This window comes from Arthrobacter sp. D3-16, assembly GCF_054408515.1.
Genome location: NZ_CP096437.1, coordinates 949,321 through 975,612, shown reverse-complemented (window position 1 = coordinate 975,612; position 26,292 = coordinate 949,321). Strand labels below are relative to the sequence as shown.

27 protein-coding genes are annotated in these 26,292 nt (G+C 65.5%); 16 read left to right on the top strand and 11 right to left on the bottom strand.

Features of this window, described 5'->3' with window-relative positions:
• From M1D32_RS04700 to M1D32_RS04675, 6 genes are read right to left on the bottom strand one after another with little or no spacing between them, the layout of a single operon-like run.
• A complete protein-coding gene (locus tag M1D32_RS04700; protein ID WP_458781179.1) occupies window positions 1-1,134 on the bottom strand; it encodes a glycosyltransferase in 1,134 nt (377 codons plus the stop codon).
• Window positions 1,124-2,455, bottom strand: coding sequence for a family 1 glycosylhydrolase (locus M1D32_RS04695; protein WP_458781178.1), 1,332 nt, complete (start codon window positions 2,453-2,455; stop codon window positions 1,124-1,126). Before M1D32_RS04695 ends, M1D32_RS04700 begins: the two co-directional genes overlap by 11 nt.
• The gene (locus tag M1D32_RS04690; RefSeq protein WP_458781177.1) at window positions 2,452-2,763 is read right to left on the bottom strand and encodes a hypothetical protein; all 312 of its coding nucleotides are present in this window, start codon (window positions 2,761-2,763) and stop codon (window positions 2,452-2,454) included. Before M1D32_RS04690 ends, M1D32_RS04695 begins: the two co-directional genes overlap by 4 nt.
• Window positions 2,760-4,367 carry a methyltransferase domain-containing protein gene (locus M1D32_RS04685; RefSeq protein ID WP_458781176.1) on the bottom strand — a complete coding sequence of 536 codons (1,608 nt, stop codon included), beginning with the start codon at window positions 4,365-4,367 and terminating at the stop codon, window positions 2,760-2,762. The genes M1D32_RS04690 and M1D32_RS04685 overlap by 4 nt, the downstream gene beginning before the upstream one ends.
• Window positions 4,364-5,824 (bottom strand): SDR family NAD(P)-dependent oxidoreductase, encoded by a 1,461-nt coding sequence (locus M1D32_RS04680; RefSeq protein ID WP_458781175.1) that lies wholly within the window; start codon window positions 5,822-5,824, stop codon window positions 4,364-4,366. Before M1D32_RS04680 ends, M1D32_RS04685 begins: the two co-directional genes overlap by 4 nt.
• 28 nt (window positions 5,825-5,852) lie before the next feature.
• On the bottom strand, window positions 5,853-6,770 hold the full coding sequence (locus tag M1D32_RS04675) for a metallophosphoesterase (protein ID WP_458781174.1): 918 nt from the start codon (window positions 6,768-6,770) through the stop codon (window positions 5,853-5,855).
• Window positions 6,771-7,068: 298 nt separating this feature from the next.
• Between M1D32_RS04675 and M1D32_RS04670 the strand changes: the two genes are divergently transcribed.
• The 4 genes from M1D32_RS04670 (at window position 7,069) to ctaD (ending at window position 10,489) form a co-directional block, all read left to right on the top strand.
• Window positions 7,069-7,359, top strand: coding sequence for a hypothetical protein (locus tag M1D32_RS04670; RefSeq protein ID WP_458781173.1), 291 nt, complete (start codon window positions 7,069-7,071; stop codon window positions 7,357-7,359).
• A 48-nt stretch (window positions 7,360-7,407) separates the two neighbouring features.
• Window positions 7,408-7,632 (top strand): hypothetical protein, encoded by a 225-nt coding sequence (locus M1D32_RS04665; RefSeq protein ID WP_458781172.1) that lies wholly within the window; start codon window positions 7,408-7,410, stop codon window positions 7,630-7,632.
• A gap of 215 nt (window positions 7,633-7,847) precedes the next feature.
• Window positions 7,848-8,735, top strand: coding sequence for an aa3-type cytochrome oxidase subunit II (ctaC, locus tag M1D32_RS04660; RefSeq protein ID WP_458781171.1), 888 nt, complete (start codon window positions 7,848-7,850; stop codon window positions 8,733-8,735).
• A 20-nt stretch (window positions 8,736-8,755) separates the two neighbouring features.
• Window positions 8,756-10,489: an aa3-type cytochrome oxidase subunit I gene (ctaD, locus tag M1D32_RS04655; RefSeq protein ID WP_458782103.1), complete on the top strand. Its 1,734-nt coding sequence runs from the start codon at window positions 8,756-8,758 to the stop codon at window positions 10,487-10,489.
• A 195-nt stretch (window positions 10,490-10,684) separates the two neighbouring features.
• Here the strand turns inward: ctaD and M1D32_RS04650 are convergent, their stop codons facing one another.
• Window positions 10,685-11,569, bottom strand: coding sequence for a manganese catalase (locus M1D32_RS04650; protein WP_458781170.1), 885 nt, complete (start codon window positions 11,567-11,569; stop codon window positions 10,685-10,687).
• Between the two features lie 78 nt (window positions 11,570-11,647).
• Window positions 11,648-12,172 carry a DUF2243 domain-containing protein gene (locus M1D32_RS04645; protein ID WP_458781169.1) on the bottom strand — a complete coding sequence of 175 codons (525 nt, stop codon included), beginning with the start codon at window positions 12,170-12,172 and terminating at the stop codon, window positions 11,648-11,650.
• A gap of 220 nt (window positions 12,173-12,392) precedes the next feature.
• Here M1D32_RS04645 and M1D32_RS04640 point away from each other — a divergent pair, with 220 nt between their 5' ends.
• The 6 genes from M1D32_RS04640 to M1D32_RS04615 all read left to right on the top strand — a co-directional run bounded on the left by M1D32_RS04640 (window position 12,393) and on the right by M1D32_RS04615 (window position 16,497).
• A complete protein-coding gene (locus M1D32_RS04640; protein ID WP_458781168.1) occupies window positions 12,393-13,541 on the top strand; it encodes a zinc-dependent alcohol dehydrogenase in 1,149 nt (382 codons plus the stop codon).
• A gap of 13 nt (window positions 13,542-13,554) precedes the next feature.
• A complete protein-coding gene (locus M1D32_RS04635) occupies window positions 13,555-14,145 on the top strand; it encodes a hypothetical protein (RefSeq protein ID WP_458781167.1) in 591 nt (196 codons plus the stop codon).
• Window positions 14,142-14,912, top strand: coding sequence for an MBL fold metallo-hydrolase (locus M1D32_RS04630; RefSeq protein ID WP_458781166.1), 771 nt, complete (start codon window positions 14,142-14,144; stop codon window positions 14,910-14,912). The genes M1D32_RS04635 and M1D32_RS04630 overlap by 4 nt, the downstream gene beginning before the upstream one ends.
• 131 nt (window positions 14,913-15,043) lie before the next feature.
• The gene (locus tag M1D32_RS04625; protein WP_458781165.1) at window positions 15,044-15,268 is read left to right on the top strand and encodes a hypothetical protein; all 225 of its coding nucleotides are present in this window, start codon (window positions 15,044-15,046) and stop codon (window positions 15,266-15,268) included.
• A gap of 79 nt (window positions 15,269-15,347) precedes the next feature.
• Window positions 15,348-16,133 (top strand): GAF and ANTAR domain-containing protein, encoded by a 786-nt coding sequence (locus M1D32_RS04620; RefSeq protein WP_458781164.1) that lies wholly within the window; start codon window positions 15,348-15,350, stop codon window positions 16,131-16,133.
• A gap of 100 nt (window positions 16,134-16,233) precedes the next feature.
• Complete coding sequence (locus M1D32_RS04615) at window positions 16,234-16,497, top strand: GlsB/YeaQ/YmgE family stress response membrane protein (protein WP_163167433.1); 264 nt, start codon at window positions 16,234-16,236, stop codon at window positions 16,495-16,497.
• A gap of 22 nt (window positions 16,498-16,519) precedes the next feature.
• Here the strand turns inward: M1D32_RS04615 and nhaA are convergent, their stop codons facing one another.
• Window positions 16,520-17,860 carry a Na+/H+ antiporter NhaA gene (gene nhaA, locus M1D32_RS04610; protein WP_458781163.1) on the bottom strand — a complete coding sequence of 447 codons (1,341 nt, stop codon included), beginning with the start codon at window positions 17,858-17,860 and terminating at the stop codon, window positions 16,520-16,522.
• A 231-nt stretch (window positions 17,861-18,091) separates the two neighbouring features.
• Between nhaA and M1D32_RS04605 the strand changes: the two genes are divergently transcribed.
• Genes M1D32_RS04605 through M1D32_RS04595 form a run of 3 tightly spaced genes read left to right on the top strand, consistent with a single transcriptional unit; the run spans window position 18,092 to window position 20,276 of the window.
• Window positions 18,092-18,865, top strand: coding sequence for a hypothetical protein (locus tag M1D32_RS04605; protein ID WP_458781162.1), 774 nt, complete (start codon window positions 18,092-18,094; stop codon window positions 18,863-18,865).
• A 32-nt stretch (window positions 18,866-18,897) separates the two neighbouring features.
• Window positions 18,898-19,593: a sortase domain-containing protein gene (locus M1D32_RS04600; RefSeq protein ID WP_458781161.1), complete on the top strand. Its 696-nt coding sequence runs from the start codon at window positions 18,898-18,900 to the stop codon at window positions 19,591-19,593.
• A gap of 47 nt (window positions 19,594-19,640) precedes the next feature.
• The gene (locus M1D32_RS04595; RefSeq protein ID WP_458781160.1) at window positions 19,641-20,276 is read left to right on the top strand and encodes a hypothetical protein; all 636 of its coding nucleotides are present in this window, start codon (window positions 19,641-19,643) and stop codon (window positions 20,274-20,276) included.
• Window positions 20,277-20,337: 61 nt separating this feature from the next.
• Here the strand turns inward: M1D32_RS04595 and M1D32_RS04590 are convergent, their stop codons facing one another.
• On the bottom strand, window positions 20,338-21,072 hold the full coding sequence (locus M1D32_RS04590) for a PAS and ANTAR domain-containing protein (RefSeq protein WP_458781159.1): 735 nt from the start codon (window positions 21,070-21,072) through the stop codon (window positions 20,338-20,340).
• A gap of 223 nt (window positions 21,073-21,295) precedes the next feature.
• Between M1D32_RS04590 and M1D32_RS04585 the strand changes: the two genes are divergently transcribed.
• Entirely contained in the window at window positions 21,296-23,449 is a 2,154-nt protein-coding gene (locus M1D32_RS04585; RefSeq protein WP_458781158.1) for a heavy metal translocating P-type ATPase, read from the top strand.
• Window positions 23,450-23,520: 71 nt separating this feature from the next.
• Window positions 23,521-24,138, top strand: a complete 618-nt coding sequence (locus M1D32_RS04580) for a DUF305 domain-containing protein (protein WP_458781157.1) — start codon at window positions 23,521-23,523, stop codon at window positions 24,136-24,138.
• 10 nt (window positions 24,139-24,148) lie between these two features.
• Here the strand turns inward: M1D32_RS04580 and M1D32_RS04575 are convergent, their stop codons facing one another.
• Window positions 24,149-25,363, bottom strand: coding sequence for an FAD-dependent oxidoreductase (locus M1D32_RS04575; protein ID WP_458781156.1), 1,215 nt, complete (start codon window positions 25,361-25,363; stop codon window positions 24,149-24,151).
• Between the two features lie 251 nt (window positions 25,364-25,614).
• Between M1D32_RS04575 and M1D32_RS04570 the strand changes: the two genes are divergently transcribed.
• Entirely contained in the window at window positions 25,615-26,277 is a 663-nt protein-coding gene (locus M1D32_RS04570) for an arsenate reductase/protein-tyrosine-phosphatase family protein (protein WP_458781155.1), read from the top strand.
• The last annotated feature ends 15 nt before the right edge of the window (window positions 26,278-26,292 follow it).

The window sequence follows — 26,292 nt, the reverse complement described above, 5'->3', positions numbered from 1 at the left end:
CTAGGCCGTGGCTTCGGCGTCGGATGGTTCCGGCACCTGCAGGCCCGAAGCGAAGACGGACTCGGCCATCTGGGCTGCGATCGCGTCCCAGTGGTACTTCTTCAGCAACTCCCGGGTTTTCGGCTTGGGGGCGCGCGAAGGATCCCTCAGGCCGAGGTTCCGGCACAGCGAGGCAAAGCCCGCGCCGTCGTCGCGCAGGTGCACCACGCCGGGGAAGTCGGCCACCACGTCAGGCACCCGGGTGGACACCACAGGAAGGCCGGCGGCGAGGTACTCGAGCGTTTTGGTGGGGCTGATGGAGCGGGTTGCCTCGTTCAGGGCGAACGGCATCAGGGCGACATCCAGGCCGGCCATCGCCGCGGGAAGGTCGGCGTAGCAGGTGTACCCTTCGTAGCTGATGTTGGGCGCCTGGGGCAGGCTGGCCGGATCAATCTTGGCCACCGGCCCGTACATCTTGATGTCCCACTCCGGCAGCGCGTGGGCCAGGTCGGCGATGAGCCCCAGGTCCAGCCGTTCGTCCAGGACTCCCACGTATCCGGCAACGGGACGCTGCCCCGCAACCCGTGGCTGCGCCGTCGGCGTCCGGTAGTGCTCGGGCTCCACACCGCTTGGGAAGAGCAGGGTGTCGGCGCGGCCCTGCCGCACCATTGAGCGGTGGAGCGAGCGTCCGCCGGCGAAGACGACGTCGGCCCGGCGGAGCGCCTGCCGTTGCCTCACCACCAGCTCGGGCGGGGCGTCCTTGAAAGCGGCGAGATCGTCCATCACGTCATACACCAGCGTGGTGGGCTGCAGGGCGAGGGCCAGTTCCAGGGCCAGCGGGGTGTACATCCAGACCACGCGCTCCCCTGCGGGCGGGCCTACGAGTTCGGGCAGCTGCTCGATGTAGTCCGGGAGGACGTCGTCGAAAAATCCCACGTGGTGGCCCTGTTCCGGGATTTCAAGCCAGGCGCGGTCCAGCCCGTCCACCTGCGTATGGTTCATCCGGTTCGGCCCGGCAAATCCGGGCGACGGCGTCAGCGGTTCCTCCACATACCAGGTGGAACAGCGGGAGCCCAGGCGGGAAACGAGGTGCTGGGGGCGTTGCCATACCCAGTCCCAGCGGAGATGCGACAAGACGATCAGTTCACTCTGCATTGACAATCCTCAATTCCATTCGGGTCTCCGTGTTAGGCAGGCTGTTTCCCTGATCCGCATCAGGGGCTTCACTCCAATTCCAGTGGGACATTTGTGATTCGTATCCGCGCAGCCAGGTGGCCACGGGTTCGCCAAGCGTAAAGGCCGGCAACTCTTTGGACGGCGTGCCGGCCGCGGCTTTCGCATAGGAGTCGGACATTACTGACGGCTGCCGGGCCAGCTCGTCGTCCAACCAGTACACCCCCACGGGGTCGATGTGCCCGTCGCTGCGGTACAGCAGCGTGTCCCAGTCCGTGGAGTCGATCACCGGGAACCAGCAGAGGCCCTCCAGCGGAACGCCCATCTGCCGGGCCCGTTCGCACTGCTCCAGCACGTACTTGAACCAGGTGGCCCGGTCCGTGGTGCGGCCGCGGACGTTGGTCTCGGTCAGCAGGCACGGCAGCCGGTAGCGGTCCCAGTACAGGTAGATCTGCTGGGCCAGCGGGAGCGGGTAAGGGGTATTGGGGGCCCCGCCCTTGTCATCGAAGTGCCACTGGCAGTGGGCGTAGTAGTCCAGGCCCAGCACGTCGATCCGTCCCGGTTCCAGGTCCTGCAGTTTCTCTCCCCCGGCTTCGCGGAGCAGCTCCGCCATGGGGCCGTGCGGGTCGTAGCCCTGGCCGTCGTACTTGCCGAGGAAGCTGTCCAGCACCAGGAACCGGCGCTCGTTGGCCATGGCGGCGTAGGCGCTTCCGCCCGCGCCGGCCCCGGTATGGTGCTCGCAGGTGTCCACCCACACATGCTTGGCGCCCGGCAACAGGTCCGCGTAGGCCCGGCTCGCCTCCGCCACGGCCGGCAGCACGTTGAGGATCTGGCCCACAAAATTGTCCAGGCCCTTTTGGTAGGGCGGCCAGATGGCTTCGTGCCCCGTAAGGAACAGTGTGGAGAAGGGCTCGTTGAAGAGGGTGTACTCCTGCACCCACGGGTAGCGCCGGGCGAACTCTTCCGTGTACCGCAGGTAGGCGGCGTGGAAGCGGGGATCCGCGAAGCCGCCCTCCATCCACCGGGGATAGCTGGTGTGGTGCACCAGGTCCACGATGGGACGGAAGCCGTTGTCCCGCAGGTAATGCATCACCTTGTCCGTGTCCTGCCAGTTGAAGACCCCTTCCTCGGCTTCCACCCGGTGCCACCGGACGGGGTACCGCAGCCGGCTCACCCCGCACTGGGTCAGCAGTTGCAGGTCCTGCTTCCACTGGACATCGTGGGCCGTGGATTCGAAGATGTCCCTGTCATGCCGGGGAAGGTAGGTGCTTTCGAAGGCGCCGATGATTTCGATTCCGCTCATATGCCCGCCCCTTCCCCCTGCAGGGCCGGATCCTGGACACTGGCGGGTGCCGCTGCCGAGGTGCCGGCTCCTTCCAATGCAGGCGGGAGCCCAGGGTTGGCGGCCAGTTGCACGTAGACGAGGTCCAGCAACTCCGCTGCCCTCAGGTTCAGCCGCCGGGACTCATCCAGGTCCCGGTCCAGCCGGATGATCTCGGCACGCAGTTCGGCAATATCCGCCGCGGCCACGGCCAGCCGCAGGTTGAGCTCTTCCAGCGGGTCGTTCAGGGGCTCATGCTCGGTCAAAGCGTCGCTCAGGAATTCGTTCATGGCAGGGCCCTCACTTTCACTCGTTGGGTGGGAAGGGCGCCATCGTCCTGGCGCCCGGTTGGTGTCACATCTTCTGCTGCCAGCCCCAGCGCTGTGAGGCTGCCAAGGAGGTCAGCACCATCCATGGGTCCGTAAAAGCGGCAATCCGGAAACGGTGTTTCGGACCTGCCCACTTGGACTTCCAGGAAGGCCGCCGCAGCCTGGCCCTGGTTCCGCAAAAGCTGCCGGATCAGCCGCAGGGTGTTTTCCCGGCCTTGCCAGTCGAGCGAATTGAGCAGCAGCCGGGCGTAGACATGCAGCGGACCGGCGCCCTCGTTCACCAGCCTGGCCAGCGGCGCTGTTTCCCTGAGCGAGTTCAGGTTGACCCGGCGGACCTCGAGGGACCCCGTGTTTGCCTTTTGCCCGCGCAGATGCTCGATGGCCGGGCGGCTGTAGTCAACGGCCACCACATGATGCCCTTGCTGCCCGAAGTGCGTCGCGTCTGCGCCGAGGCCGCAGCCCAGCTCCAGGATCCGGGACCCTTGGGGCAGCCCGCGGGCCAGTTCCTCAGCCCAGGCCGACGGCGTGTGCCCGGCACCGTGCCCGTCCCCACCCCGCAGCAGCGCCCGGTGGTGGTCCTCCCAGTTCTCCCGGTCCCAGTCCAGCCCGCCCAGCCAGGTGTCATAACGGCGGCGGGCCGGCGGCGGCGTGACGAAACGGAACGCAGGATCAGGGGTATGCCAGCCGGGGCCGTAAATCGCGGCCAGCATTTGCTCCGGTTCGGCAGGTGCGGGCAGCTCCCGTCCATTGATGGTGAGGCTCCGCAGCGGGAAGATGGTCACCTTCTCGGCGCGTTCGCGGGCGTGGAACGTGCCGTGGAACCAGCCCCCCACGTTGAAGTAGGTGAAGATGTCCAGGTAGAACCTGTCCGTGCCGTCCGCGCCGGGGAAAAGCAGCTGCAGGTGCCCCGCCGAGTGCCGGACCGTTTCGTAGCCCTGTGCATGCAGGGCCCGTTCCAGTTCGAAGCCCTCCAGCACAATGTCCGAGGGGTTCTGGTGCGAGCTGAAGTAGGCGAGGTCCACGTCGTCGTCGCCGGGCATAACCCGGCCGTCCCGGACCGGCCCCAGGAGGGTGCCGCCGGTGACGAAGAGCTCCTGGCCGCGGCCCCGCATCCACTCCACCAGCCTGCAGGCCTCATCCAGTGCCTCGTCGATCAGGTAGGCGCGCTGGCCTTCGAAGTTCCGGGCGATCCGCCCCCATTTGTTGATGATCTGGGGCATCCCCGTGCCCGGTTCCGCCAGCGAGAACTCGTGCGGTGAATCATCAAAGGCGACTGTCGCCGTCGGGCATAACGGCGTTCCGTCCTGCAGCACGCTGAGCCGCGCCCACCCGGACAGCCGGCCGGCGAGGGCCGGCGGCCAGTCGATGACGCAGCAGCCGGGGCCGCGCCGCGCGCCCTCACCGGAGTGGACACTCCAGATGGGCCTGTCCCCCAGCAGGATGGACAGCGTGGCGCCGGCGGGAATGGGCGGGCCCGCGAGCGTGAGCGATACCCTGTCCGCCTGAAGGCTGTGGCTGTGGCCGGCCGGCGTCTGAACCTGCAGCGTTTCGACGTCCTGGCTCATGTCCGCGCCACCAGTTCCGTGTCCTTGGACGGGTCCGTGTAAGGGAGCCGGACGTCCACCACCTGTCCGGTCATGGCCGACGCGAGTACCTGGATGGTGGCCCCGGCAACGGCGGCCGCCGGCAGCAGGGACCCTTCCTCCTCCGCACCGAAGGCCCTGGTCCGCATGGGAGTGGCGGTGCGGCTGGGGCTGACGCAGTTCACCCGGATGCCATCCGAGCTCCACTCGTCCGCGAGGGCCTGGGTGAGGTTCACGATCGCAGCCTTGGTTGCTGAGTAGACCGTGTAGTTCGCCCGGCCGCGGGTGTAGGAACTGGAGGCGAAAAGCGTCAGCGATCCCTTGCTCTCGGCCAGGTACTTTTGCGACTCCTGGGCCACGATGAAGGCCGCAGTGAGGTTCACGTCAACGTCGTGGTGCAGCTGCTCATCCGTGAGCTGGGCGAGCGGCCCCACGCTGAGGACGCCGGCCGTGAGGATGACGTGGTCAAGGTGGCCGTGCGTTGCGGCGGCGGAGGCCAGCGCCTGAGCCACGCACTTGCGGTCCTCCACATACGTTCCGTTGCCGGTGCGGCTTTGCCCCACCACCAGGGCCCCTTCAGCCTCGAGCTGCTGGACCAGCTCCAGTCCGATTCCGGAACTGGCGCCAAACACCAGCACCGTGGAGCCCCGGAGTCCGCCAGCGTTTCCGCCGGGCAGCATGGTTTTGTGCTTGAGCTGGAACAGCTTGTCAGCGAGGTGGATGTCGATGGGCTGGGTGATCTTGATGTTCGCCTCATCTCCGTCCACCACGAAGATGGGGACGTCGGGGGAGTACTTGAGGACCACGGAGCAGTCATCCGTTGCCGAGAAGTCCGGGTCCTGGGTGGCCCGTTCGTAGGCCTGGGCGATCACGGGCATGCGGAACGCCTGCGGCGTCTGTCCCCTTCGCAGCTTGGCCCGCGGAGGTACTGCGCGGATGAAGTTCTCATCATCCACTTCGATGATGGTGTCCGCTGACGGGATGGCGGTGTCGACGGCGTCATAGACGTCGAGTGCGCGGATGCAGGCAATGATGATGTCGCCGTCCAGCAGGGGACGGACGGCGTCGTGGAAGATGACGTTGGCGTCCTTGTCCTCGATGGCGGCAAGGGCCAGGCGGGACGTTTCGCTGCGGTCCGCGCCGCCGGGAAGGATGCCGGTGAGTTTGCTGAGCTTGTTGGCTGCCTTCGCATCCGGTGTGCTGCCGAAGAGCAGTTCCTCGGCGCGGGGAATGTAGCCCGGCGCCATCATCACGATCATCTCGTCCACCAGCCCGCAGTGCTGGAACAGCTCCACCGTGTGCTCAAGGCTGGTGCGGCCGGCGATCGGGACAAACTGTTTGGGTATGTCCAGGCCCATGCGGGCGCCGACTCCTCCTGCCAGGATGACCGCCACGTTGCGGCGGCGGGTGCCGGATGGAGAGGGTGGTTTCTGGTCCATGGCTGGTCCTTTCATTCGATGTCGCGGCCTAGTGGCGGCCGCAGGGGGTGCCTCCCGCGTTTTCGGTGGCGGATGGGATATCGATGGATGCGGCCTGGAGCCGCTTCCGGGTTTCCTCGGCGGTGATGTAGGAATTCATTCGGGGGTACTCGCCCACCGGAACCACCGCTGAGACGAAGGTCCGGTTGTGGATGCGGACCAGGTTGTAGGACCGGGCGCCGTCCAGGCCCTGCATGGCGCCCGCGGGCAGTGCCAAATCCTGGTTGTAGCTGGTGGAGGAAGCCACCGATACCGGAATGCTGGCAAAGGTCGAAAAGACGCTGTGATGGGTGTGGCCGGAGAGGATCCCGATGACGTCGCTGCCCTCCAGCACCTGGGCCAGGCTCCCCTGGTTCCGCAGCTCCGAAAGTACGGCGAGCTCCTGTACCGGCGGGACAGGCGGGTGGTGGATTACCAGGAGGGTGCCGTCGCCGGCCCTTGTTTCCAGTTCCCCCGCCAGCCAGCGCAGCTGCTCATCGCTGATCTCGCCGTGGTGGTATCCGGGGGTGGATGAGTCCAGGACCAGCACCCGGAGATTGCCCAGGTAATAGCTGCGGTCCACCGGAAGGGTCCGCGGCTCCTCATCGAGGAGCATCTTTTGGAAGTTCATGCGTTCGTCGTGGTTGCCCATGGCCCAGATGAGTTGCGCGCCCATGCGTTCGGCGTACGCCTGGCAGGTGGTCCGCAACCGCCGGTACGCTTCCAGGCTGCCCTTGTCCGCCAGGTCCCCGGAGAAGATGATCGCTTCCGGTTTAAGCCCGCTGGCCTCGATGGCATCAAGGACTTCCACCAGCCCCGTTTGGGGATCCAGCTCGCCGTACAGCAACCCCTCTTCCACGTAGTGCGGGTCGCTTACGTGGACCAGCACGTGGTTGGGGTTTGAGTACTCGGACCGGATCAGGTGCATGGGAGCCTTTCAGCTGTTCCCGCCGGGCGCAGCCCAAGCGGGACGGTTCGCTGACGGTCGCTGCATGCCGTCGAAAGAAGAACATAATAAGCACCCTTATGAATTATTGGGAAGACTTGTCTTTTGTTACGGCGGCGTGGTGGCGCCTCCCCAGGCTCACTTCAGCAGGCTGTTGGCGGCGGCTGGCGGACTGTACTTCCCCGCCCGCCGCGGGTAAATTCAGAAGTGTGACGGGCGTTACTCGTCCTCCCTGGCCCTTGCTGCAGGGGCTCCGGGAAGTAGCTGCTGAAGCCACCCGGTGGCACATGTTGCAGTACTGGATTGGGCCATCATGCCGTCCTCGCACTTCCAGCAGTTCCTTGACGAAGCCACCATCACCGACCCGTCGGCCGAACACCCGTTGGGACCTGACTGCCTTTACGGCCTTTATGTCAGCTGGGCCGCACTGCACGGGTTCCGGGCCAAGCCGGACCAGGCCTTCCGCGCAGGCATGCGGCGTTGCGGTGTTGACGTGAACGACTGCCGCCTGTTCATGACCGGCCCCGCCGCCGCCGACTACATCCTGGCAAGCTACCCGGACGTCGCCTGAGCGCGTCCGGGCAGCGCCGCCGCCCCACCCGACGTCAAGGGGACAGTCATGGGATTCGAGCCGTACGAGCCTGAGCAGCGCAGCCAGCTCAACCACACCCTGAAGGATGCCGACATCACCGTTGCCGAGCTCTGGCTGCGGTACCTCGGCATGAGTGGCACGGCCGGCGAATATGAGGTCCAGGCCTATGTGGAGGGACTGATCTCGCTTCCCGCCCTCCAGCGCGACCTGCTGGCCATGGCGGCCAGGGAAATCATCAGCGAGACGACGTGATGTGACGCCCGACGGCGGTACTTCCGGGCCGCCGTCGGCCTCCTGCGGGCTGGCCCTGGTTACGTATCCTCCGGGGGCACTCCGGCGCGGTTTTATCCTCTTCCCATTCCGCTCCTTCCCGCGTTAGGGTGGGCACAAACCCGCTGGCCATGTGCCACGGGTCATTGGGCTCATGCAGCTGGGCCTCTGGAGCATTTCCGGAGGGATTCCGCGCGGTGGTCACCACTAGAAGAAGCACTTTCAAACGGCGGCGGGCTGCCGCATTACTCACAGTTCCGGCCCTGTTGGCTTTGACCTCGTGTTCTGCGGAGGTCCAGCGCGGCTGGCTTCCCGGTGAACGGGATACCACGGACCACACTCCCCTGGTCACGGATCTCTGGGTGAACTCGTGGATCGCTGCACTGGTTATCGGCGTGATCACCTGGGGGCTCATCCTGTGGTGCGTCATCGCGTACCGCCGCAGGAAGGATACGGTCGGGTTCCCGCGCCAGATGAGCTACAACCTCCCGCTGGAGGTCTTTTACCTCTCGGTGCCGCTCATGATCGTTGGGGTCCTGTTCGTCTTTACCGACCGCGAGCAGCGCGCCATGGATGACCGGTTCGAGGACCCCGACGTGGTGATCGATGTCCGCGGCAAGCAGTGGTCCTGGGACTTCAACTACGTCAAGGAAGACGTCCACGAGGACCCGGGCGTTCAGGCCCATCTGGACGGCAACTGGGGTACGCCGGACCGGCTGCCCACCCTGTACCTGCCGGTCGGTAAAAAGGTGGAGCTGCAGCTGAACTCCCGCGATGTCCAGCATTCCTTCTGGGTGGTGGAGTTCATGCAGAAACGGGATATGTACCCCGGCGAAAACCAGTACAACCGGTTTATTGACATCATTCCCAACCGCACCGGTGAGTTCACCGGCAAATGCGCTGAACTCTGCGGTGAGTACCATTCCGAAATGCTCTTCAAGGTCCGCGTAGTGACCGAGCAGGAGTACAACAGCCACATTGCCGACCTCCGGGCCAAGGGCAACACCGGCATCCGCGGCGATGAATACGACCGGAATCCGGAACGACCAGCCCTGGAACAGGCACAGCAAAGGACGGAACCGTAATGACCACCACCGGCCAGAAAATGGGCGTAACGTCGGCGACCGCCGCACCTTCGGTGGTCAAGCGCCCCAAGGGCAGCATCGTGGTCAGCTGGATCACGTCCACTGACCACAAGACCATCGGGTACATGTACCTGATTTCCTCGTTTGTTTTCTTCTTACTCGCCGGCGTGATGGCACTGCTCATCCGCGCCGAATTGTACGAACCCGGTATGCAGATCCTGCAGACCAAGGAGCAGTACAACCAGCTGTTCACGATGCACGGCACCATGATGCTGCTGATGTTCGCCACGCCGCTCTTCGCCGGCTTCACCAACGTGATCATGCCGCTGCAGATCGGCGCACCGGACGTCGCGTTCCCGAGGCTGAATGCGCTGGCCTTCTGGTTCTTCCTGTTCGGCTCCACCATTGCAATGTCCGGCTTCATCACCCCGCAGGGCGCCGCGTCCTTCGGCTGGTTCGCCTATACCCCGCTGTCCAACACCACTTTTACGCCCGGCCTCGGCGGTGATCTCTGGGTGTTCGGCCTGGCGCTGTCCGGTTTCGGCACCATCCTGGGTGCTGTCAACTTCATCACCACCATCATCTGCATGCGCGCTCCCGGCCTCACGATGTGGCGAATGCCAATTTTCACGTGGAATGCCCTGGTCACGTCGATCCTGGTGCTGATGGCCTTCCCGCCACTGGCCGCCGCGCTGTTTGCCCTGGGTGCGGACCGGAAGTTCGGCGCCCACATCTATGATCCTGCCAATGGCGGCGCCATCCTCTGGCAGCACCTGTTCTGGTTCTTCGGCCACCCCGAGGTGTACATCATCGCGCTGCCGTTCTTCGGCATCGTCTCCGAGATCTTCCCGGTGTTCAGCCGCAAACCCCTGTTCGGCTACAAGGGCATCGTGTACGCCACGATCGCCATTGCGGCTTTGTCTGTGACGGTGTGGGCCCACCACATGTACGTCACCGGCGCGGTGCTGCTGCCGTTCTTCGCGTTTATGACCATGCTCATCGCGGTTCCCACGGGTGTGAAGTTCTTCAACTGGATCGGGACCATGTGGGGCGGCTCGCTGACGTTCGAGACGCCCATGCTATGGAGCCTGGGCTTCCTGATCACGTTCCTGTTCGGCGGCCTCACCGGCATCATCCTGGCTTCCCCGCCGCTGGACTTCCACGTTTCCGACACCTACTTCGTGGTGGCGCACTTCCACTACGTGGTCTTCGGCACCGTGGTGTTCGCCATGTTCGCCGGGTTCTACTTCTGGTGGCCCAAGTTCACCGGGACCATGCTCAACGAACGCCTGGGCAAGATCCACTTCTGGATGCTCTTCCTGGGCTTCCACGGCACCTTCCTCATCCAGCACTGGCTCGGTGTTGAGGGCATGCCCCGCCGCTACGCCGACTACATGCCGGAAGATCAATTCACGTGGATGAACCAGTTCTCCACCATCGGCTCCTACCTGCTGGGCGCCTCGATGATCCCGTTCCTCTGGAACGTCTACATGACCTGGCGGACCGGCAAGAAGGTCACCGTGGATGACCCCTGGGGCTTCGGTGCCTCGCTGGAGTGGGCCACGTCCTGCCCGCCGCCGCGGCACAACTTCACCTCCCTGCCCCGGATCCGTTCGGAGCGGCCGGCACTGGACCTGCACCACCCGGAGCTGAGCGTCAGGGAGCACGCGCCTGCCGACAGCCCGGCCGCAGACATTCTGGGCGCTGCGGATATCGGCCCTCGCGACGTCAAGGATCCGGACCCCAACAAGTAGGGCACCACAAACTAAGCCCCCTGCCCGCTGGTCATTCCAGGGACCTGCCGGCAGGGGGCTTAGTGCTGTCAGCTCGATCCGGCCGGTACCCCGCGATGCGCAAAAACGCTGGCGCCCCCGGAGTTCCGGGTGCGCCAGCGTTTTTGAGCGTCGAGGATCGTTTTGCGCATCGAGGATCCTTTTGCGCGCCGGCAGCTACTCCTTCTTGAGCTTGTCCTGAATGGTTCCCGCAGCCTTCTCCATCATGTTCGGCAGCTCTGTGGTGCCGTAGAAGCGGGAATCCGGGTGCGTGGGCGGCGGCATGGGAACGCCGGCCGGGGGCTCTGCGACGTAGCTGAATTCGCCCAGGCCGTCTGGTGAGGGACCCTTGGCCCAGGAGCCTTCTGCCGCAGCCTGGCCGTCGGAGAAGTTCCGGTACTGGTAGGCGACATCCCGCATTTCCTTGTTGATGGGGAAGTTGCTGGGTACGGGGAAATTCTCCTTGCCCTCTTCCTGCAGCTCCTTGGCCGCCGCGATCCACTGGTTCTGGTGCATGGTGTCGCGGGCCAGAAGGAAGGACAACATGTCCCGGATGCCGTGGTCATCGGTCATGTGGTACAGCCGGGCCACCTGCAGCCGGCCCTGCATTTCGGCGTTGGCGTTCGCCCAGAAGTCTGCCAGCATGTTGCCGCTGGCCGTGATGTAGCTGCCCTGCCAGGGGTTGCCGTTGCTGTCCACGGGCCGGACTCCGGCGCCGGCCACGATGGCGGACTGGACGTCGGTTCCGCCCACGATCGCTGCGACGGTGGGGTCGGCCTGGACCGCGTCCTCGGTGATACCCAGGGGTGCTTTCTCCAGCAGCTGGGCGATCATGGTGGCGAGCATCTCCACGTGGCCGAATTCCTCAGCTCCAATGCCGAACAGCATGTCCCGGTATTTCCCGGGCATGTGTGCGTTCCAGGCCTGAAACGAGTACTGCATGGCCACGGTGATTTCGCCGTACTGCCCGCCCAGGACTTCCTGCAGCTTCCGGGCGTAGACGGCGTCCGGCTTGTCCGGCGTCGCCTTGTATTGAAGTTCCTGCTTGTGAAAGAAAACCATGAGTATGTCCTCTCGAGCTCACATCTGGATTTGTTTGAACCGATCCGGTTCCGATAGCCGATTTAATCAGCATGCTTACTATCCTGCGTCAGATTCGCCCATTTTTCCAGACGGTTGACTACCCCTAAATAGAAGCCAGCCGCCCACGGCCAGGACCACACTGACCGCCAGGAAGCCCAAGTCCCAAGCGAGTGGCCCGCCCAGGTCATCACGGACGTGATGGATCTGGAGGAGCTGGTGGTTGACCAGGCCCTCGACGATGTTGAACACACCCCACCCGGCAAGGACCAGGCCGGCATGGAACCTCCAGCTGGCTGATAGGCGCCCCTGCGCGCGGGCGCGGATGGTGAGGGCGGCCGCGGCCACCACCAGCACCCACATGGCGCTGTGGAACAGGCCGTCCGCCAAGGTGTTTAGTTCCAGGCCAGCCACGGTTTTGGTGTTGCCGCTTTCGGTGTGGCTGAGCATGTGGTGCCACTGCAGCAGCTGGTGCAGGACGATGCCGTCCACGAAGCCGCCGATGCCCATGCCGAACAGGAAGGCCGGGGCCTTGGCAGGGACGCCTGCCGCCTTCGCCGGCGGCGTTCGGGTTTCCCGTGACACTGTTCGCTCCCCCTTCGCCGGTACACCTTTCACCTTGTCCCCTACCCGCCGTCGGGCGCCCTAAGCATCCTGCACGCCCACTGCCGGTGCCGGCGCAGCGACCCTTGACCAGCTCCTGCCCCAAGTGGAAACGTAGGGCACGCGGTGCGCCTCAAGCAGCGGGGGTGGTTCCTGCACGAGACGGAACCGCACTGCCAGCCAACAACCCAAGGCGGCACACATGCGAGCAATGGTTTACCGCGGCCCGTACAAAGTCCGGGTCGAAGAAAAAGACATTCCCAGGATCGAACACCCCAACGACGCGATTGTCCGCGTGACCACCGGGGCCATCTGCGGTTCCGACCTGCATCTTTATCACGGCATGATGCCCGACACCCGGGTGGGAATGACCTTCGGGCACGAGTTCGTGGGCATGGTGCACGAGGTTGGCTCCTCGGTGCAGAACCTGGCGGTCGGGGACCGGGTGATGGTGCCCTTCAACGTGTACTGCGGGTCCTGTTACTTTTGTGCCCGCGGGTTGTATTCGAACTGCCACAACGTGAACCCGAACGCGACGGCGGTGGGCGGCATCTACGGCTACTCCCACACCTGCGGAGGGTACGACGGCGGCCAGGCAGAATTCGTGCGGGTTCCCTTCGCGGACGTGGGACCCGCAAAAATACCCGATTGGATGGACGAAGAAGACGCCGTCCTGCTCACGGACGCCCTGCCCACCGGCTACTTCGGCGCCCAACTGGGCGACATCGTGGAAGGCGACACTGTGGTGGTGTTCGGTGCCGGGCCAGTGGGCCTGTTCGCCGCCAAATCCGCCTGGCTGATGGGCGCCGGCCGGGTCATCGTGATCGACCACCTGGAATACCGGCTCGAGAAGGCCCGCACCTTCGCCCACGCCGAAACCTACAACTTCGTGGAGTACGACGACATTGTGGTGCACCTGAAGAAAGCCACCGACTACCTCGGCGCCGACGTCGTCATCGACGCGGTAGGAGCCGAGGGGGACGGCAACTTCCTCCAGCACGTGACCGGCACCAAGCTGAAGCTGCAGGGCGGCTCCCCCATCGCTTTGAACTGGGCCATCGACTCGGTCCGGAAGGGCGGGACCGTGTCCGTGGTGGGCGCGTACGGGCCGATCTTCAGTGCCGTGAAGTTTGGCGACGCCGTAAACAAGGGCCTGACGCTGCGGATGAACCAGTGCCCGGTCAAACGCCAGTGGCCGCGGCTCTTCGAACACATCCGGAACGGGTACCTCAAGCCCAGCGACATCGTCACCCACCGCATCCCGCTGGAACACATCGCCGAGGGCTACCACATCTTCTCCGCGAAGCTCGACGACTGCATCAAGCCCCTCATCGTTTCCACCCCGGCCTGAAAGGACGACCACCATGGCTGAGATACCAACGCCTTATACCGCCGGCAAGGCGGCGCTGAAGGAGTCCGTGGAGGACCTGCGGGCCCGGATCCCGGGATGGGGCGTGGACCTCGACCCGGCGGACCGGCCCTCCTTCCCCCGTGAGCAGCCCGGGATTAAGACCGGCGCGCACTGGGACTTCCCGGAACGCCAGGAAGAGAAATGGCCCCGGGAGCGGTCCATCGAGCACGCTTTCGTGACGCCCGTTTTTGGCACTTCCACCCCTCCCAAGGGGGCGTCCGGGGCCATCCGGAAGTACGCCTACAAATACAGTGAGGGCCGGGCCGCGCACTGGCTGCTCCTTATCGCGGCGGACCGGGTGGACGCCTGGGAACACCACCTCCGCTCGTTCGCCACCCTGCGTCCGGACAACCCCGTGACCGAGACCGGCGTGCTTAGCGAGTTTTCGCGCGATGGCTTCGGCTCCCGGTTCGGGAAAAAGCGCGCCGACGTGAACCACCAGTGGATTGATCCCCTGTTGGTGGGCGGGCCCTGGGTGCTTGCCGGCCTGGGCGGCGTCGTCGCAGTGCGGGCGCTCAGGCGCGCGGTGGTGGGGCGGAAATGACGCAGGCCACCTCGGGCAGGGCGTCATTCACTACGGTGGCGGACGGCGTGCACTGCGTCTCCGAGGCCTTCGTCAACTTCTACCTCGTGGAGAGCCCTGACGGGCTCACCCTGGTGGACTCCGGACTGCCGGCAATGTGGAAGACGCTGGAGGAATCGGTGCGTGGCCTGGGGCATAGCGTGGGCGATATCAGGGCGGTGGTGCTCACCCACGCGCACTTCGACCACCTTGGCCTGGCGCACCGGCTGCACTCGGAATTCAAGGTGCCGGTATGGGTGCACGGCGGGGACTCCTTCATCGCCCGCCACCCCTACCGGTACCAGCACGAAAAGTCCCGCTTCGTCTTTGCGCTGGCGCATCCCGGCGGCCTGCCCGTCCTGGCCCGGATGACCAGGGCCGGCGCGCTGCGGGTGAAGGGCGTCGACGATTTGACGCTGTTTCCTGCCGGGTCCGGCGCGCTGCCGGTTCCGGGATCGCCCGAGGTGGTGTTCTCCCCGGGCCACACCGCCGGGCACTGCGGGCTTTACCTGCGGGACCGGGATGTGCTGTTCAGCGGGGACGCCCTGGTGACGCTGGATCCCTATTCGGGACGGACCGGGCCGCGGATCGTGGCAGGAGCCGCCACCATGGACAGCCGGCAGAACCTGGACACCCTCACCGAACTGGCGCGGACCGGCGCTTCCCTGGTCCTGCCCGGCCACGGCGAACCGTGGACAGGCGGCATCGAGGAGGCAGTTGAAGCAGCCCGGCGCGAGGCGGCTTCCTGATCCTGCTGTGCGCCAGCCCGCCGTCGTAATTCCTGCTGTTGACACAGAAAAAACACTCCGTTGAAACATTTCAGCAACCTGCCCACGGCAAGCTGTTCTTACGGGGAGACAACAGCAGGAGGCACCGCATCATGGAGGCACCAAAGGTAATGACGGCCCAGCTTCGCATCGGCGACCAGATCGAAGCGTGGCACAACGGCAAGCTCTTCCACCGGGGGCGGGTGACCGACGTCGTACCGGCCCTGGAACTGTTCTGGATCCTGGACGCCAGAACCGGCACGCGGAAGCTGCTGGATCCGGAGGCGCTGGAGATCCGGCATGCGGAGGAACAGGCAAAGCCGCTGGCCACCGCCTGAGCATGGCCACTTTTCCGGCGGGGGCCGGACACAGTAACCTCTGAAACCGGAAGAGGTTTTTCGGTGAAGGAGGCCGGGGTTGAGCCAGGCGCAGCCTAACAACGACTCGGAGGACAGCGGAGAGCAGTGGCTCTCCGAGGGCCGCGGGTTGCAGGAACTGGTCCTCAAAAGTGTGGACGTCAGCTCGTTCCTCCAGGAACTCGCGGCGCTTACGGCATCCACGCTGTCCACGGAGGCCAGTCCGATCCACTGCGGCGTGACGGTGGTACGGCACCGGAAACCCACGGTTGCGGCAAGCAGCGACTGCCTTGCCCGGTCGCTGGATGAACTCCAGAACGGGTTCGAGGACGGCCCGTGCCTCACTGCCCTGCGGCGGCAGGAAACCATTCTGGTCCAGGACGTCGGCCTGGAGCGGCGGTGGCCCGAGTACACCGGCGCGGCAAGGGACCGGGGCATTGGCTGCATCCTGGCTGTCCCGCTGCACCTTTCCGGGGAGGCCCAGGCGGTGGTCAACCTGTACGCCGAGAAACCGGGAAGCCTGTCCCTTCTGGACATTGCCACCGCGCAGAACTTTGTGGCCAACGCTTCCAAGTCGCTGAAACTGGCGCTGAAGCTTGCCGCACTGCGCGACACCAGTGACGACCTGGCCGCTGCCATGAAATCCCGGGCCATGATTGACATGGCCGTGGGCGTGATCATGGCGCAGAAGCGCTGCACCCATGATGAAGCCATTCACGAACTCACCAGGTCCTCCAACTCCCGGAACACCAGGCTCCGGGAAACTGCTGCCGTGGTGGTGGGGGCGATCAGCGGCAGGGGTGCGGCCGGGGCCGGGGACAGCCTCCGGATGGTTTTGGAGGCGTAGGAAAAGCCGGCATGGCGCCCATGCATAGAATGAAGCCAATGCGGCACCACCGCGGCAGTCCGGGCATTACCTGCCCGCTACCACCACGAAGGAGCACACCATGATCGGATTCATCGTTGCCGGATTGATCATCGGCGCACTGGCCCGCCTCATCAAGCCGGGCAAGCAAAACCTGGGCCTGCTGGCAACCCTGCTGCTGGGCCTCGTGGGCTCGGTGATCGGCGGCGTGGTCGCGTCCCTGCTGGGCACCGGCGACATCTTCGAGCTGAACTTCCTGGGCTTCATCGTGGCGGTCATCGCCTCCGTGCTCCTGGTGGGCACGGCCGAGGCCGTTGTGGGCCGGCGCAGGTCCGTGCGCCGCTAGACCCCCGCCCCGGCCGCCGGCGCTAGGGCCTTTCCTGGTATACATCCGGGATGCCGTCCTGGTCCGCGTCCACTTTTTCAGCCTCCTCGGCCGCGCGGTACTGGCGGTTCCTCGTCTTGAGGACGGCCGTTGCAAGCAAGGCAGCCAGCAGGGAAGCTGCAAGAATGCCCACCTTGGCGTGGTCATCATGCAGGCTCCCCTGCCCGAAGCTCAGCTCCGCCACCAGCAGGGACACGGTGAACCCGATCCCGGCCAGGAGGGCAACGCCGAAGACGTCAATCCACTTGAACGATTTGTCCAGCTCTGCCCTGCTGGTTTTCGTCAGGAGCCAGGTGGTGCCCATGATGCCGATCGGCTTTCCCAAAACCAGCGCCACAATGATGCCCAGCGCCACGGGATCCGCCAGTGCGGAGCCCAATCCTTCCCAGCCGCCAACAGCCACTCCTGCGGAGAAGAAGGCGAAGATGGGAACAGCCACGCCTGCGGAGATGGGCCGGAAGCGGTGCTCGAAGATCTCCGCCAAGCCGGGTCCCGCTTCCGGGCCCCCTGCTGCCTGCGAGCGGATCACCGGGATGGCGAAGCCCAGCAGCACGCCAGCCACCGTGGCGTGGATGCCGGAGGCATGGACAAGCGCCCATGTGACCACGCCGAGCGGCAGCAGGATGACCCAGGCCGCCGGAGCTTTCATGCCAAAGAAGTAACGGAATTTGTGCGCCAGGAAGCCGTAGACCGCCAGCGGGATCAGGGCGAGGAGCAGTGGCATGACGTGCAGGTCGCTGGTGTAGAAGAACGCGATGATGCTGATGGCAATGAGGTCATCCACCACGGCCAGGGTCAGCAGGAAGATGCGCAGCGCGCTGGGCAGGTGTGAGCCGATGATGGCCAGCACCGCAACCGCGAAGGCGATGTCTGTGGCTGTAGGGATGGCCCAGCCGCGCAGCGTCTCCGGGCTGGCCAGGTTGATGGCCACATAGATCAGCGCCGGAACCACCACTCCGCCCGCTGCAGCAGTCACCGGGACGATCGATTTGCTGATCTGCCGCAGGTCCCCCGCCACGAACTCCCGCTTAAGCTCCAGGCCCACCAGGAAGAAAAAGATCGCCAGCAGCCCGTCGGCGGCCCAGGCACCGAGGCTCAGTTCAAGGTGCCAGGGCTCGTAGCCCACTTTGTAGTCCCGGAGTGCGAAGTAACTATCCGAAGCTGGAGAGTTGGCCCAGACCAAGGCGATAATCGCCGCGGCGACCAACAGTGCCCCGCCTACAGTCTCCTTGCGCAGGATCTCCCCGATGCGCAGGGACTCGGCATAGCTGCCGCGCCCGAAGATCGTGGAGCGGACGGGGTTGGGTGCGGGCGTTTTGCTCATGAAGCGTCCTCAAATCCGGGTCGACAAATTTATGCCGACCAGACTTCCCGGCGCACCTTCGGTCCATCTTACAGGGGCGCCCGCCCGTCGGCATGATGGCCCAAGGCAACGCCAATGCAGATGCTTGTGCTCCAGTTCACCACTTTCCCATCCGAAACAGGAGCAGCTCCGAAGCACTCATGTCCCTCACCTGGGACGACAACGTTACTTGTATGAGGAGACTGCTTTCCGATGAACAAGACACTCCGCTTTATGGCTGTTCCCACCCTCGCCTTGGGCGCCCTTGCACTTTCGGGCGCCCCGGCCATGGCCCACGACGGCGCCGACCACTACCAGTCCACCCTGAGCCAGCTCAACGGCAGCGCCGGCTCGGGCACCATCACTGTTGATGTGACCGGCAACCAGGCCCATGTTGTTTTGAATGTATCCGGCATGCCGGCCACCTTCATGGACGCCCCGTACCCGCACGTCCAGCACATCCATGGCGGAGCGCAGGGCGTCTGCCCGGACCCTTCCGCCGATAAGGACGGCGACCAGGTCATTTCCACCACCGAAGGCGCACCGTCCTACGGCGGCATCGTCACCACCCTCTCCACCAGCGGCGATACCAGCCCAGCCGCAGGCCTTGACCTCAAGGTGGGCGGCCAGGGCGCCGCGTACACCGTTGACCGCACGTTCGAAGTGAATGCGGAGACCAAGGCGGCCCTGGAAGCCGGCACGGCAGTGGTAGTGGTTCACGGCCTTGACCCCGCCACCCTCAGCGCAGCCGGCCAGGCCGCAAAGAGCGACCTCGCACCCACCCTTCCGCTTGCCGCCACCTCACCTGCCCTGTGCGGAACCTTGACAGCCGGGCAAATGAAGATGCCTGCGGGCGGCGCCGACACCGGCATCGCACAGGAATCCGGTACTGATACCGGGGCTCTCGCCCTCGGCGGCGGCCTGGCCCTGGTGGCCCTCGCCGGCGGCGCCTACGTTGTCCGCCGCCGCAGCGCAGCAGCAGCCTAAGAACCGGCTGACTGATCACCATTGTGATTAACATGAATTCCGGCCGCCGCGGGGGGCTTTTGGCCTCCACGGCGGCCGGGCTTCTGCTCGCCTTGGCCGTGGGCGGCTGCGGTGCCGGCAGCACTGGAACGCCCGACGCCGGCTCACTGCCTTCCGCTTCCGCCGCACCCTCCGCGTCAGCTACCCGTGCCCTGCCCGGTTCAGCCGTGCCGGTGCCTTCCGCGGCCGGCCCCGCTGCCGCCGCGCCTCCTGTTGCAGAACGTGCGGTACTGTCCCGGTCCGAACCGGTGGCGCTGGAAATCCCGGCCATCGGTGTTCGGACCGAACTCCTCAGCCTTGGCCTGCGGGAGAACGGCTCGCTTGAGGTGCCCCAGGACGACGGCAATGGGGCTCCTGCCAGCTGGTACAACGGCTCCCCCACCCCCGGGGAACGCGGACCGTCCGTCATGCTGGGCCATGTGAACTCCCCCAATGGACGCGGGGGCGTCTTCGCGGACCTCCGCAAGCTGGTTCCCGGGATGGAGGTCGCCGTGTCCCGCACTGACGGCAGCACCGCCGTTTTCACTGTTGACCGCGGCGAGCTCTACAGCAAGAACGAATTCCCGACCCTTGAGGTCTATGGAAACACCGCAGGATCGGAGCTCCGCCTCATAACCTGCGACGGCTACGATCCCGCCACCGGCCTCTTTGATGACAACTACGTGATCTACGCAAAACTCAAAGCCTGACAGGCGGCCGCGAATCCCTGAAGGGGCGCGGCCAGGACGGAAGAGCCATGAAGAACCGCACTCCCCTGCTGGCCTCGCTGGCACTCTCATCCCTGCTGCTCTCCGGCTGCACAGCAGCGGCGGGGTCCGTGGGAGCGGCGCCCGCACCGCCGTCGGGCGCTGCTACCTCTGCCGCCTCGCCGTCCGTCGTGCACAGCGGCGGGCATCACGACGCCGGTACCGCACCTTCTCCCCGCTCCTCCGCGGAGGGACCGAGCGAGGCGTCGAAGATGGTGTGCGGGGACCAGCCGATGGACAGGCTCACGTCGATCCTGGATCTTAGGCAGGACCCCCACACTGTGAACAGCTGGGCTGACAGCACGTTCACCTGCATATATCACCTGGACGAGGGCCCGCTGGAAATTTCCGTGAAGGAAGCCGCGGACCAGGCCACAGCGCGGAACTACTTCGACGCCATGCAGGCACTCGCCGTGGGCGCAACGCCCATCGAGGGCCTGGCCAACCTGGGACTTCCGGCGTACGAAACCGGGGACGGGTCAGCTGTGTTCCAAAAGGACAGCTTCGTGCTGCAGGTGGACGCCTCGGACCTGCCCGAAACCTTGGGACCGGACGCCATCACGCGGAGCGCCCTGGCCTACCAGCTGTCCACCACCATCCTGGCCTGTTGGGTGGAGCACCACTAGAACCTTCCTGGCGGAAATGCGCCCTTAGCCGGCAGGTGCGCCCTGCCTGTTACTGGCTGGATTAGCTGGCGCGGCTGCGGCTGGCCAACTTCCTGCCGTCCTGCTGGATTGCCCGCACAGCATCAGGGAGATAGCCACGAGTCTCTTCCGAGTTGGCCAGCTGCACCAGTTCGGCGGCTACCACCACGAGCTTGACGTTGCGGTGGCTGCTGGTGCTGACCAGCATCTTGAAGGCGTCGTCCGAACCCATTCCCAGCTGCGCCATCAGGATCCCCCGGGCCTGGTCTATGACACTGCGGGTGGAGGTGGCGCCGGCTACCGCTTCCCGGGCTGTCCGCTCCGTTTCCCGCTGGAGCGTGGAGGTCAGGTCCACCATGACGCCCTCAATGGAGGTCACTTTGCCCTCCGCGTTCATCATCGCGTCACCGGATGTCAATACCCGCCTGGTCCGTCCCTTGGCGTCGATGATCCGGTGGTACATGCAAAAGTAACCGCCCGTCCTGCAGACCTGCGCCACGATCTCCTCGCACCGCGGCCTGTCCTCCGGATGCTTGTGCGAATACAGCAGCTCCAACGTGGGGACCACATCACCGCGCTCATAGCCGTGCAGCTCGAACATCCCGTCCGACCACTCAAGCTTCCAGCCGTCCAGCTCCGCGTGGAACGTGCCCGCCACGCATTGGTTATCACCCAACGCACTCGAATACGTATAGGGGCCGCTGAGTTCAGCCACAGCCACCTCCGGTCTTTCTTTCAGCCCGCCCGCCAGGACGCCCTGGCGTCGTTGCCAGTTCATCCAAGTATGTCCGTAAACCGGCACGGGGGACAGAGCAGCAGGTCCCTTCTGCGGATGAACCGACAGGCAATGGGCGACTGGAAGCCCTTGACTTCGATACCCCCTAGGGGTATATTTCAAGTGTTGTCAGTGAAGTGGTATGTCCCGGCCGGTGCCCCGCACCGCCTTTCACAGCCGTTCAACCCCAGCACCCATCGATCCTTTTCCAAGGAATGGAACTGACATGCTTGACCATCAGCACCGCACGCACCATCACCACGACGAGAGCCAGCCCAGCGGCACCCTCACCAAAGCGGGAGCTGCTGCCACCCCGGCCCGCCACGATCACCACGGCACCGGCACAGCCGCCCACAACGCCCAACACGATGATGAGCATGCCGTCCACACCCATGGACAGCACGCCGGCCACAGCACGGCCATGTTCAAGAACAGGTTCTGGCTGACGCTGGCACTGTCCGTTCCCGTGGTCTACTTCAGTCCGATGGTGGGCCACATCCTGGGTTACATGGCCCCGATGTTCCCGGGCTCAGCCTGGATCCCTCCTGTCCTCGGCACGGTGATCTTCCTCTACGGCGGCCAGCCCTTCCTGAAAGGCGGGCTGCAGGAGCTGAAGGACCGCCGGCCCGGCATGATGCTCCTGATCGCCATGGCCATCTCCGTCGCGTTCGTGGCATCCTGGGTCACCAGCCTTGGCCTCGGCGGTTTCGACCTCGACTTCTGGTGGGAACTGGCGCTGCTGGTGGCCATCATGCTGCTTGGGCACTGGATCGAGATGCGGGCGCTGGGATCGGCGCAGGGTGCCCTGGATGCCCTTGCCGCGCTGCTCCCCGATGAGGCGGAACGCATAACGGACAGCGGAACCGAAACAGTGCCCGTCGCCGCGCTCCGGCCCGCCGACGTCGTCCTGGTGCGCTCGGGCGCCCGGATGCCGGCCGATGGAACCGTGGTTGACAGGCAGGCCGAGTTCGACGAATCGATGATCACCGGCGAATCCAAGACCGTGCTGCGGGCCGTTGGAGATGCCGTGGTGGCGGGAACAGTCGCTACAGACAACAGCGTGCGGGTCCGGGTGGATGCGGTGGGCGACGATACAGCCCTTGCCGGGATCCAGCGGCTGGTGGCCGAAGCACAGGCATCCTCATCCCGGGCCCAGGCGCTCGCTGACCGCGCGGCAGCCTTCCTGTTCTACTTCGCGGCGGGCGCCGGCATCATCACGTTCATCGTGTGGACCCTCCTGGGCAGCGTCCCCGAGGCAGTGACCCGCACCGTCACCGTTCTGGTCATCGCCTGCCCGCACGCCTTGGGCCTGGCCATTCCCCTGGTCATCGCCATCTCCACCGAGCAGGCAGCCCGCGCCGGCGTCCTGATCAAGAACCGGATGGCGCTGGAGCGGATGCGCACCGTCGATGTGGTCCTCTTCGACAAGACCGGCACCCTCACCACCGGTGAGCCCGAGCTGAAGGACGTGGCCACTGCCGCCGGCGTAGGCACTGATGAACTGCTGGCCCTGGCCGCGGCCGTCGAATCCGACAGTGAGCACCCCGTGGCCCGGGCCATCGTCCGGGCAGCCCGGGAGCGGGGCCTTCCGCTTCCGGCCGTTGCCGGCTTCAGCTCGCTGACCGGCCGTGGCGTCCGCGCTTCCGTGGACGGGCGCACCGTGCACGTAGGCGGGCCGGCGCTCCTGCGCGAGCTTGGCGCCGTCGTACCCTCTGCCCTGGCCGGCACCACGCGCGGGTGGATGGACCGCGGTGCGGCCGTCCTGCACGTGGTCGACGACGGCCGGGTGCTGGGGGCTGTCAGCCTCGAGGACGCGGTCCGGGCAGAATCGCGCCAGGCCGTAGCCGCCCTCCAGAAGCGCGGCGTCAAGGTGGGCATGATCACCGGTGACGCCCGGCAGGTGGCCCAGTCCGTGGCTGCCGAGCTGAACATTGACGAGGTGTTCGCCGAGGTCCTTCCTGCCGACAAGGACAAGAAGGTGGCCGAGTTGCAGGCACGGGGCCTGAAGGTGGCGATGGTGGGCGACGGTGTCAACGACTCCCCAGCGCTCGCCCGGGCGGAGGTGGGGATCGCGATTGGTGCCGGTACGGACGTGGCCATGGAATCGGCAGGTGTGGTGCTGGCCGGAAACGACCCGCGCGCAGTGCTGTCGATGGTGGACCTGTCCCGGGCGAGCTACCGCAAGATGTGGCAGAACCTGGTGTGGGCCACCGGCTACAACATCCTGGCCGTGCCCTTGGCCGCGGGTGTGCTGGCTTTCGCCGGAGTGGTGCTCTCCCCGGCCGCCGGCGCTGTGCTGATGTCCGTGTCCACCATCGTGGTGGCTTTGAACGCCCAGCTGCTGCGGAGGGTGCGCCTCAACCCGGCCGAGGTACGTTGAAACCAAACGCTCTCTCACTTACCGGGGCCAAAACCCAAACCCTCTCTCAGATCCACCAGAAGGACCTTGCCATGAAGATCAGCACGTTCGCCGTCGCCGCAGCCCTCGCCGCCTCGCTTGGCCTTGCCGGCTGCGCAGCCGGCACCGGGACCCCGGGCGGCAGCAGCACCCACGGCGCGGATCACGCCAGCCCGAGCGCGATGTCAAGCATGGCGCCGGACGCCAACGCCGAACAGAACCAGGCGGACATCATGTTCGCGCAGATGATGATCCCGCACCACGCGCAGGCGGTGGAGATGAGCGACATCGTCCTGGCCAAGCCGGACCTGCCGGCGGAAGTTGCCGCGCTGGCCACCCGGATCAAGGACGCCCAGGCCCCCGAAATTGAGGCGATGAGCGGGTGGCTCAAGAGCTGGAATGCGCCCGTTGCAATGTCCGACCACTCCGCGCACGGCATGTCCGGCATGGTGGACGCTGAAGGCATCGACAAACTCAAGGCGGCTCAGGGCACCGAGGCCGCCAGGCTCTTTATGGAGCAGATGACCGGACACCACGAAGGCGCCGTGGAGATGGCCCAGCAGGAGATCGGCGCGGGCAAGTACCCCGAGGCCGTCCAACTGGCGCGCGACATTGTCAAGGCCCAGGAAGCGGAAATCGCCGAGATGAAGCAACTCCTGGCCGGGCTCTAACCGCCTGAGGTTAAGCGCCGCCACTTTTCACGTGTTCGGGAAGGATTCCAACCCCGACCAAACGTGCCGTGAGGCGGCGCAGCAGCGGTGAGGCTGCCCCTATAAACACGACGAGCCAGCGCGGCGCAACGCGGCTTCCGGCGGTTGCCCTGAAAAGTACCCTGTGTCCGTTGCGCTGCAGCAACTGCATGACCTTGACCGGCCGCTCCCGACGCCGCTGCACCGCCGCGAGTTTCTCGACCGGCGCCTGTCCGGTTAGGAGGTCAACGGTGATGGCATTCGAGAGTGCGACGGCGTCCTGGATGGCGAAGTTCACTCCGACGCCGAACATCGGTGACATCGCATGGGCAGCGTCACCAATCGCGATGAACCCGGGACGGTACCAGCGCGGGAGCCGATTGATTTGGACGGAGAGCAGCTTGATCTGGTCCCAGTCCTTAAGCGCGGTGACGACGGGGCGCAGGACGGGTGCGGCGTCAATGATTCGCTTTTGAAGGACGTCGAGCCCTGACCTTCGAAGCTCGGCGAAACCACCCTTTTGGATCACCATTCCGGACTGGTATCTCTCGCCCCGGTCAATGGTGAGGACCATCCCTTGCGCCGATATGTAACCAAGGGTTGCAGGCGGAGGGTTCGGTGGCTTGGGCAGGTTGAACCACAGTACATCGATAGGCACGCCAAAATCCTCGGGTGCCATCCCGGCAGCAGCGCGCAGTACCGATGCCCGTCCGTCGGCGGCGACGGTGAGCGTGGCCCGGATTTCAAGCGCTCCCTCGGGGGTATTGGCACGCACCCCGAGCACCTGATCGTGCTCGAGGATGAGGCCGCTGACCTCGCTGAGCATCCGTAGCTCGAAACTGGGGAACGCTCCCGCCTCGTCGGCCAGGAAGTTCAGGAAGTCCCACTGTGGGGCGAAGACGAGGAAGTTGTCCGGCGCCGGGAGGGTGCCGAAGTCCACCAAAGTGAAGCGCTGACCGTCCAAGACGGCGTCCATGGTGGACAACCGGGTCAGTGGCAGCTCCAGGAATTTCTCGCGCAGCCCGAGTTCCCCGAGCAGGGTCACGGTGGAAGGATGCACCGTGTCACCGCGAAAGTCACGCAGGAAATCCCCGTGTTTCTCCAGTACGGTCACACGCAGGCCGCTGCGCGCCAGCAGGTAACCGAGCACCATCCCGGCCGGGCCGCCGCCGGCAATCACGCAGTCCCGTTCAATCACGTTGTCCACAGCTCTATCTTCCGGCCTGGCTGGCGTTCAGTGAGAGAGCGTCCGCCGGAAAACCGCGTTAAGTGAGAGAGCGTCCGCCGGAAAACCGCGTTCAGTGAGAGAGCGTCCGCCGGAAAACCGCGTTAAGTGAGAGAGCGTCCGCCGGAAAACCGCGTTAAGTGAGAGAGCGTCCGGGGTGGGGCGGCCGCCGTCGGGCCGTTGCATGTTAAGTTGAAAAGCACGGAGGCACCGGCTGGAAAGAGAAATCTCCCTTGGACTCACCCGCACCAGTAAGAATCCTCACCGTCTGCACAGGCAATATCTGCCGCTCCCCCGTGGCCGAGCGGCTTCTGCAGGCGGGGCTCAACCAGGTGATGCCGGGCGGTTTCGTAGTGGCCAGCGCAGGGACGCGTGCCATGGTGGGCGACCCCATGCAGCCAATCTCAGCGGACATCGTGCGCACTTTCGGCGGCGATCCCGGGAACTTTGCCGCCCGCCAGCTGACGCCAAAAATCCTGCGCGGCGTGGACCTGGTGCTCACCATGACCTCCGGGCACCGCGGCGAAGTCCTGCAACTGGACGCATCGCTCCTCAAAAGGACGTTCACCATCCGCGAGTTCGCCCGGATGCTTGACGTCCTGGACCAGCGCGCTGCCGCCGCCGAGGGCGGGGAAACGGGGGCAGGAATGCCCGACGACGGCGATCCCCTGGCCGCGAACCACACCTTCTGGCGGAGCTTGCCGGCCCGGGCGTCCGCTGTGCGGCATCTGTCGCTGCCCGCAGACTCGGCCGAGAACGACATTATCGACCCCTACCGCCGGGCGCCTGAGGTGTACCGGCAGATGGAGGACGAACTCGCGCCCGCCATCGTGTCCATCCTTCGCCACGCACGCCTCAACGCGCCAGTGCGCGGGACGCGTGCAGGTTCGCTGTAGCGTTACGGCGCCCCG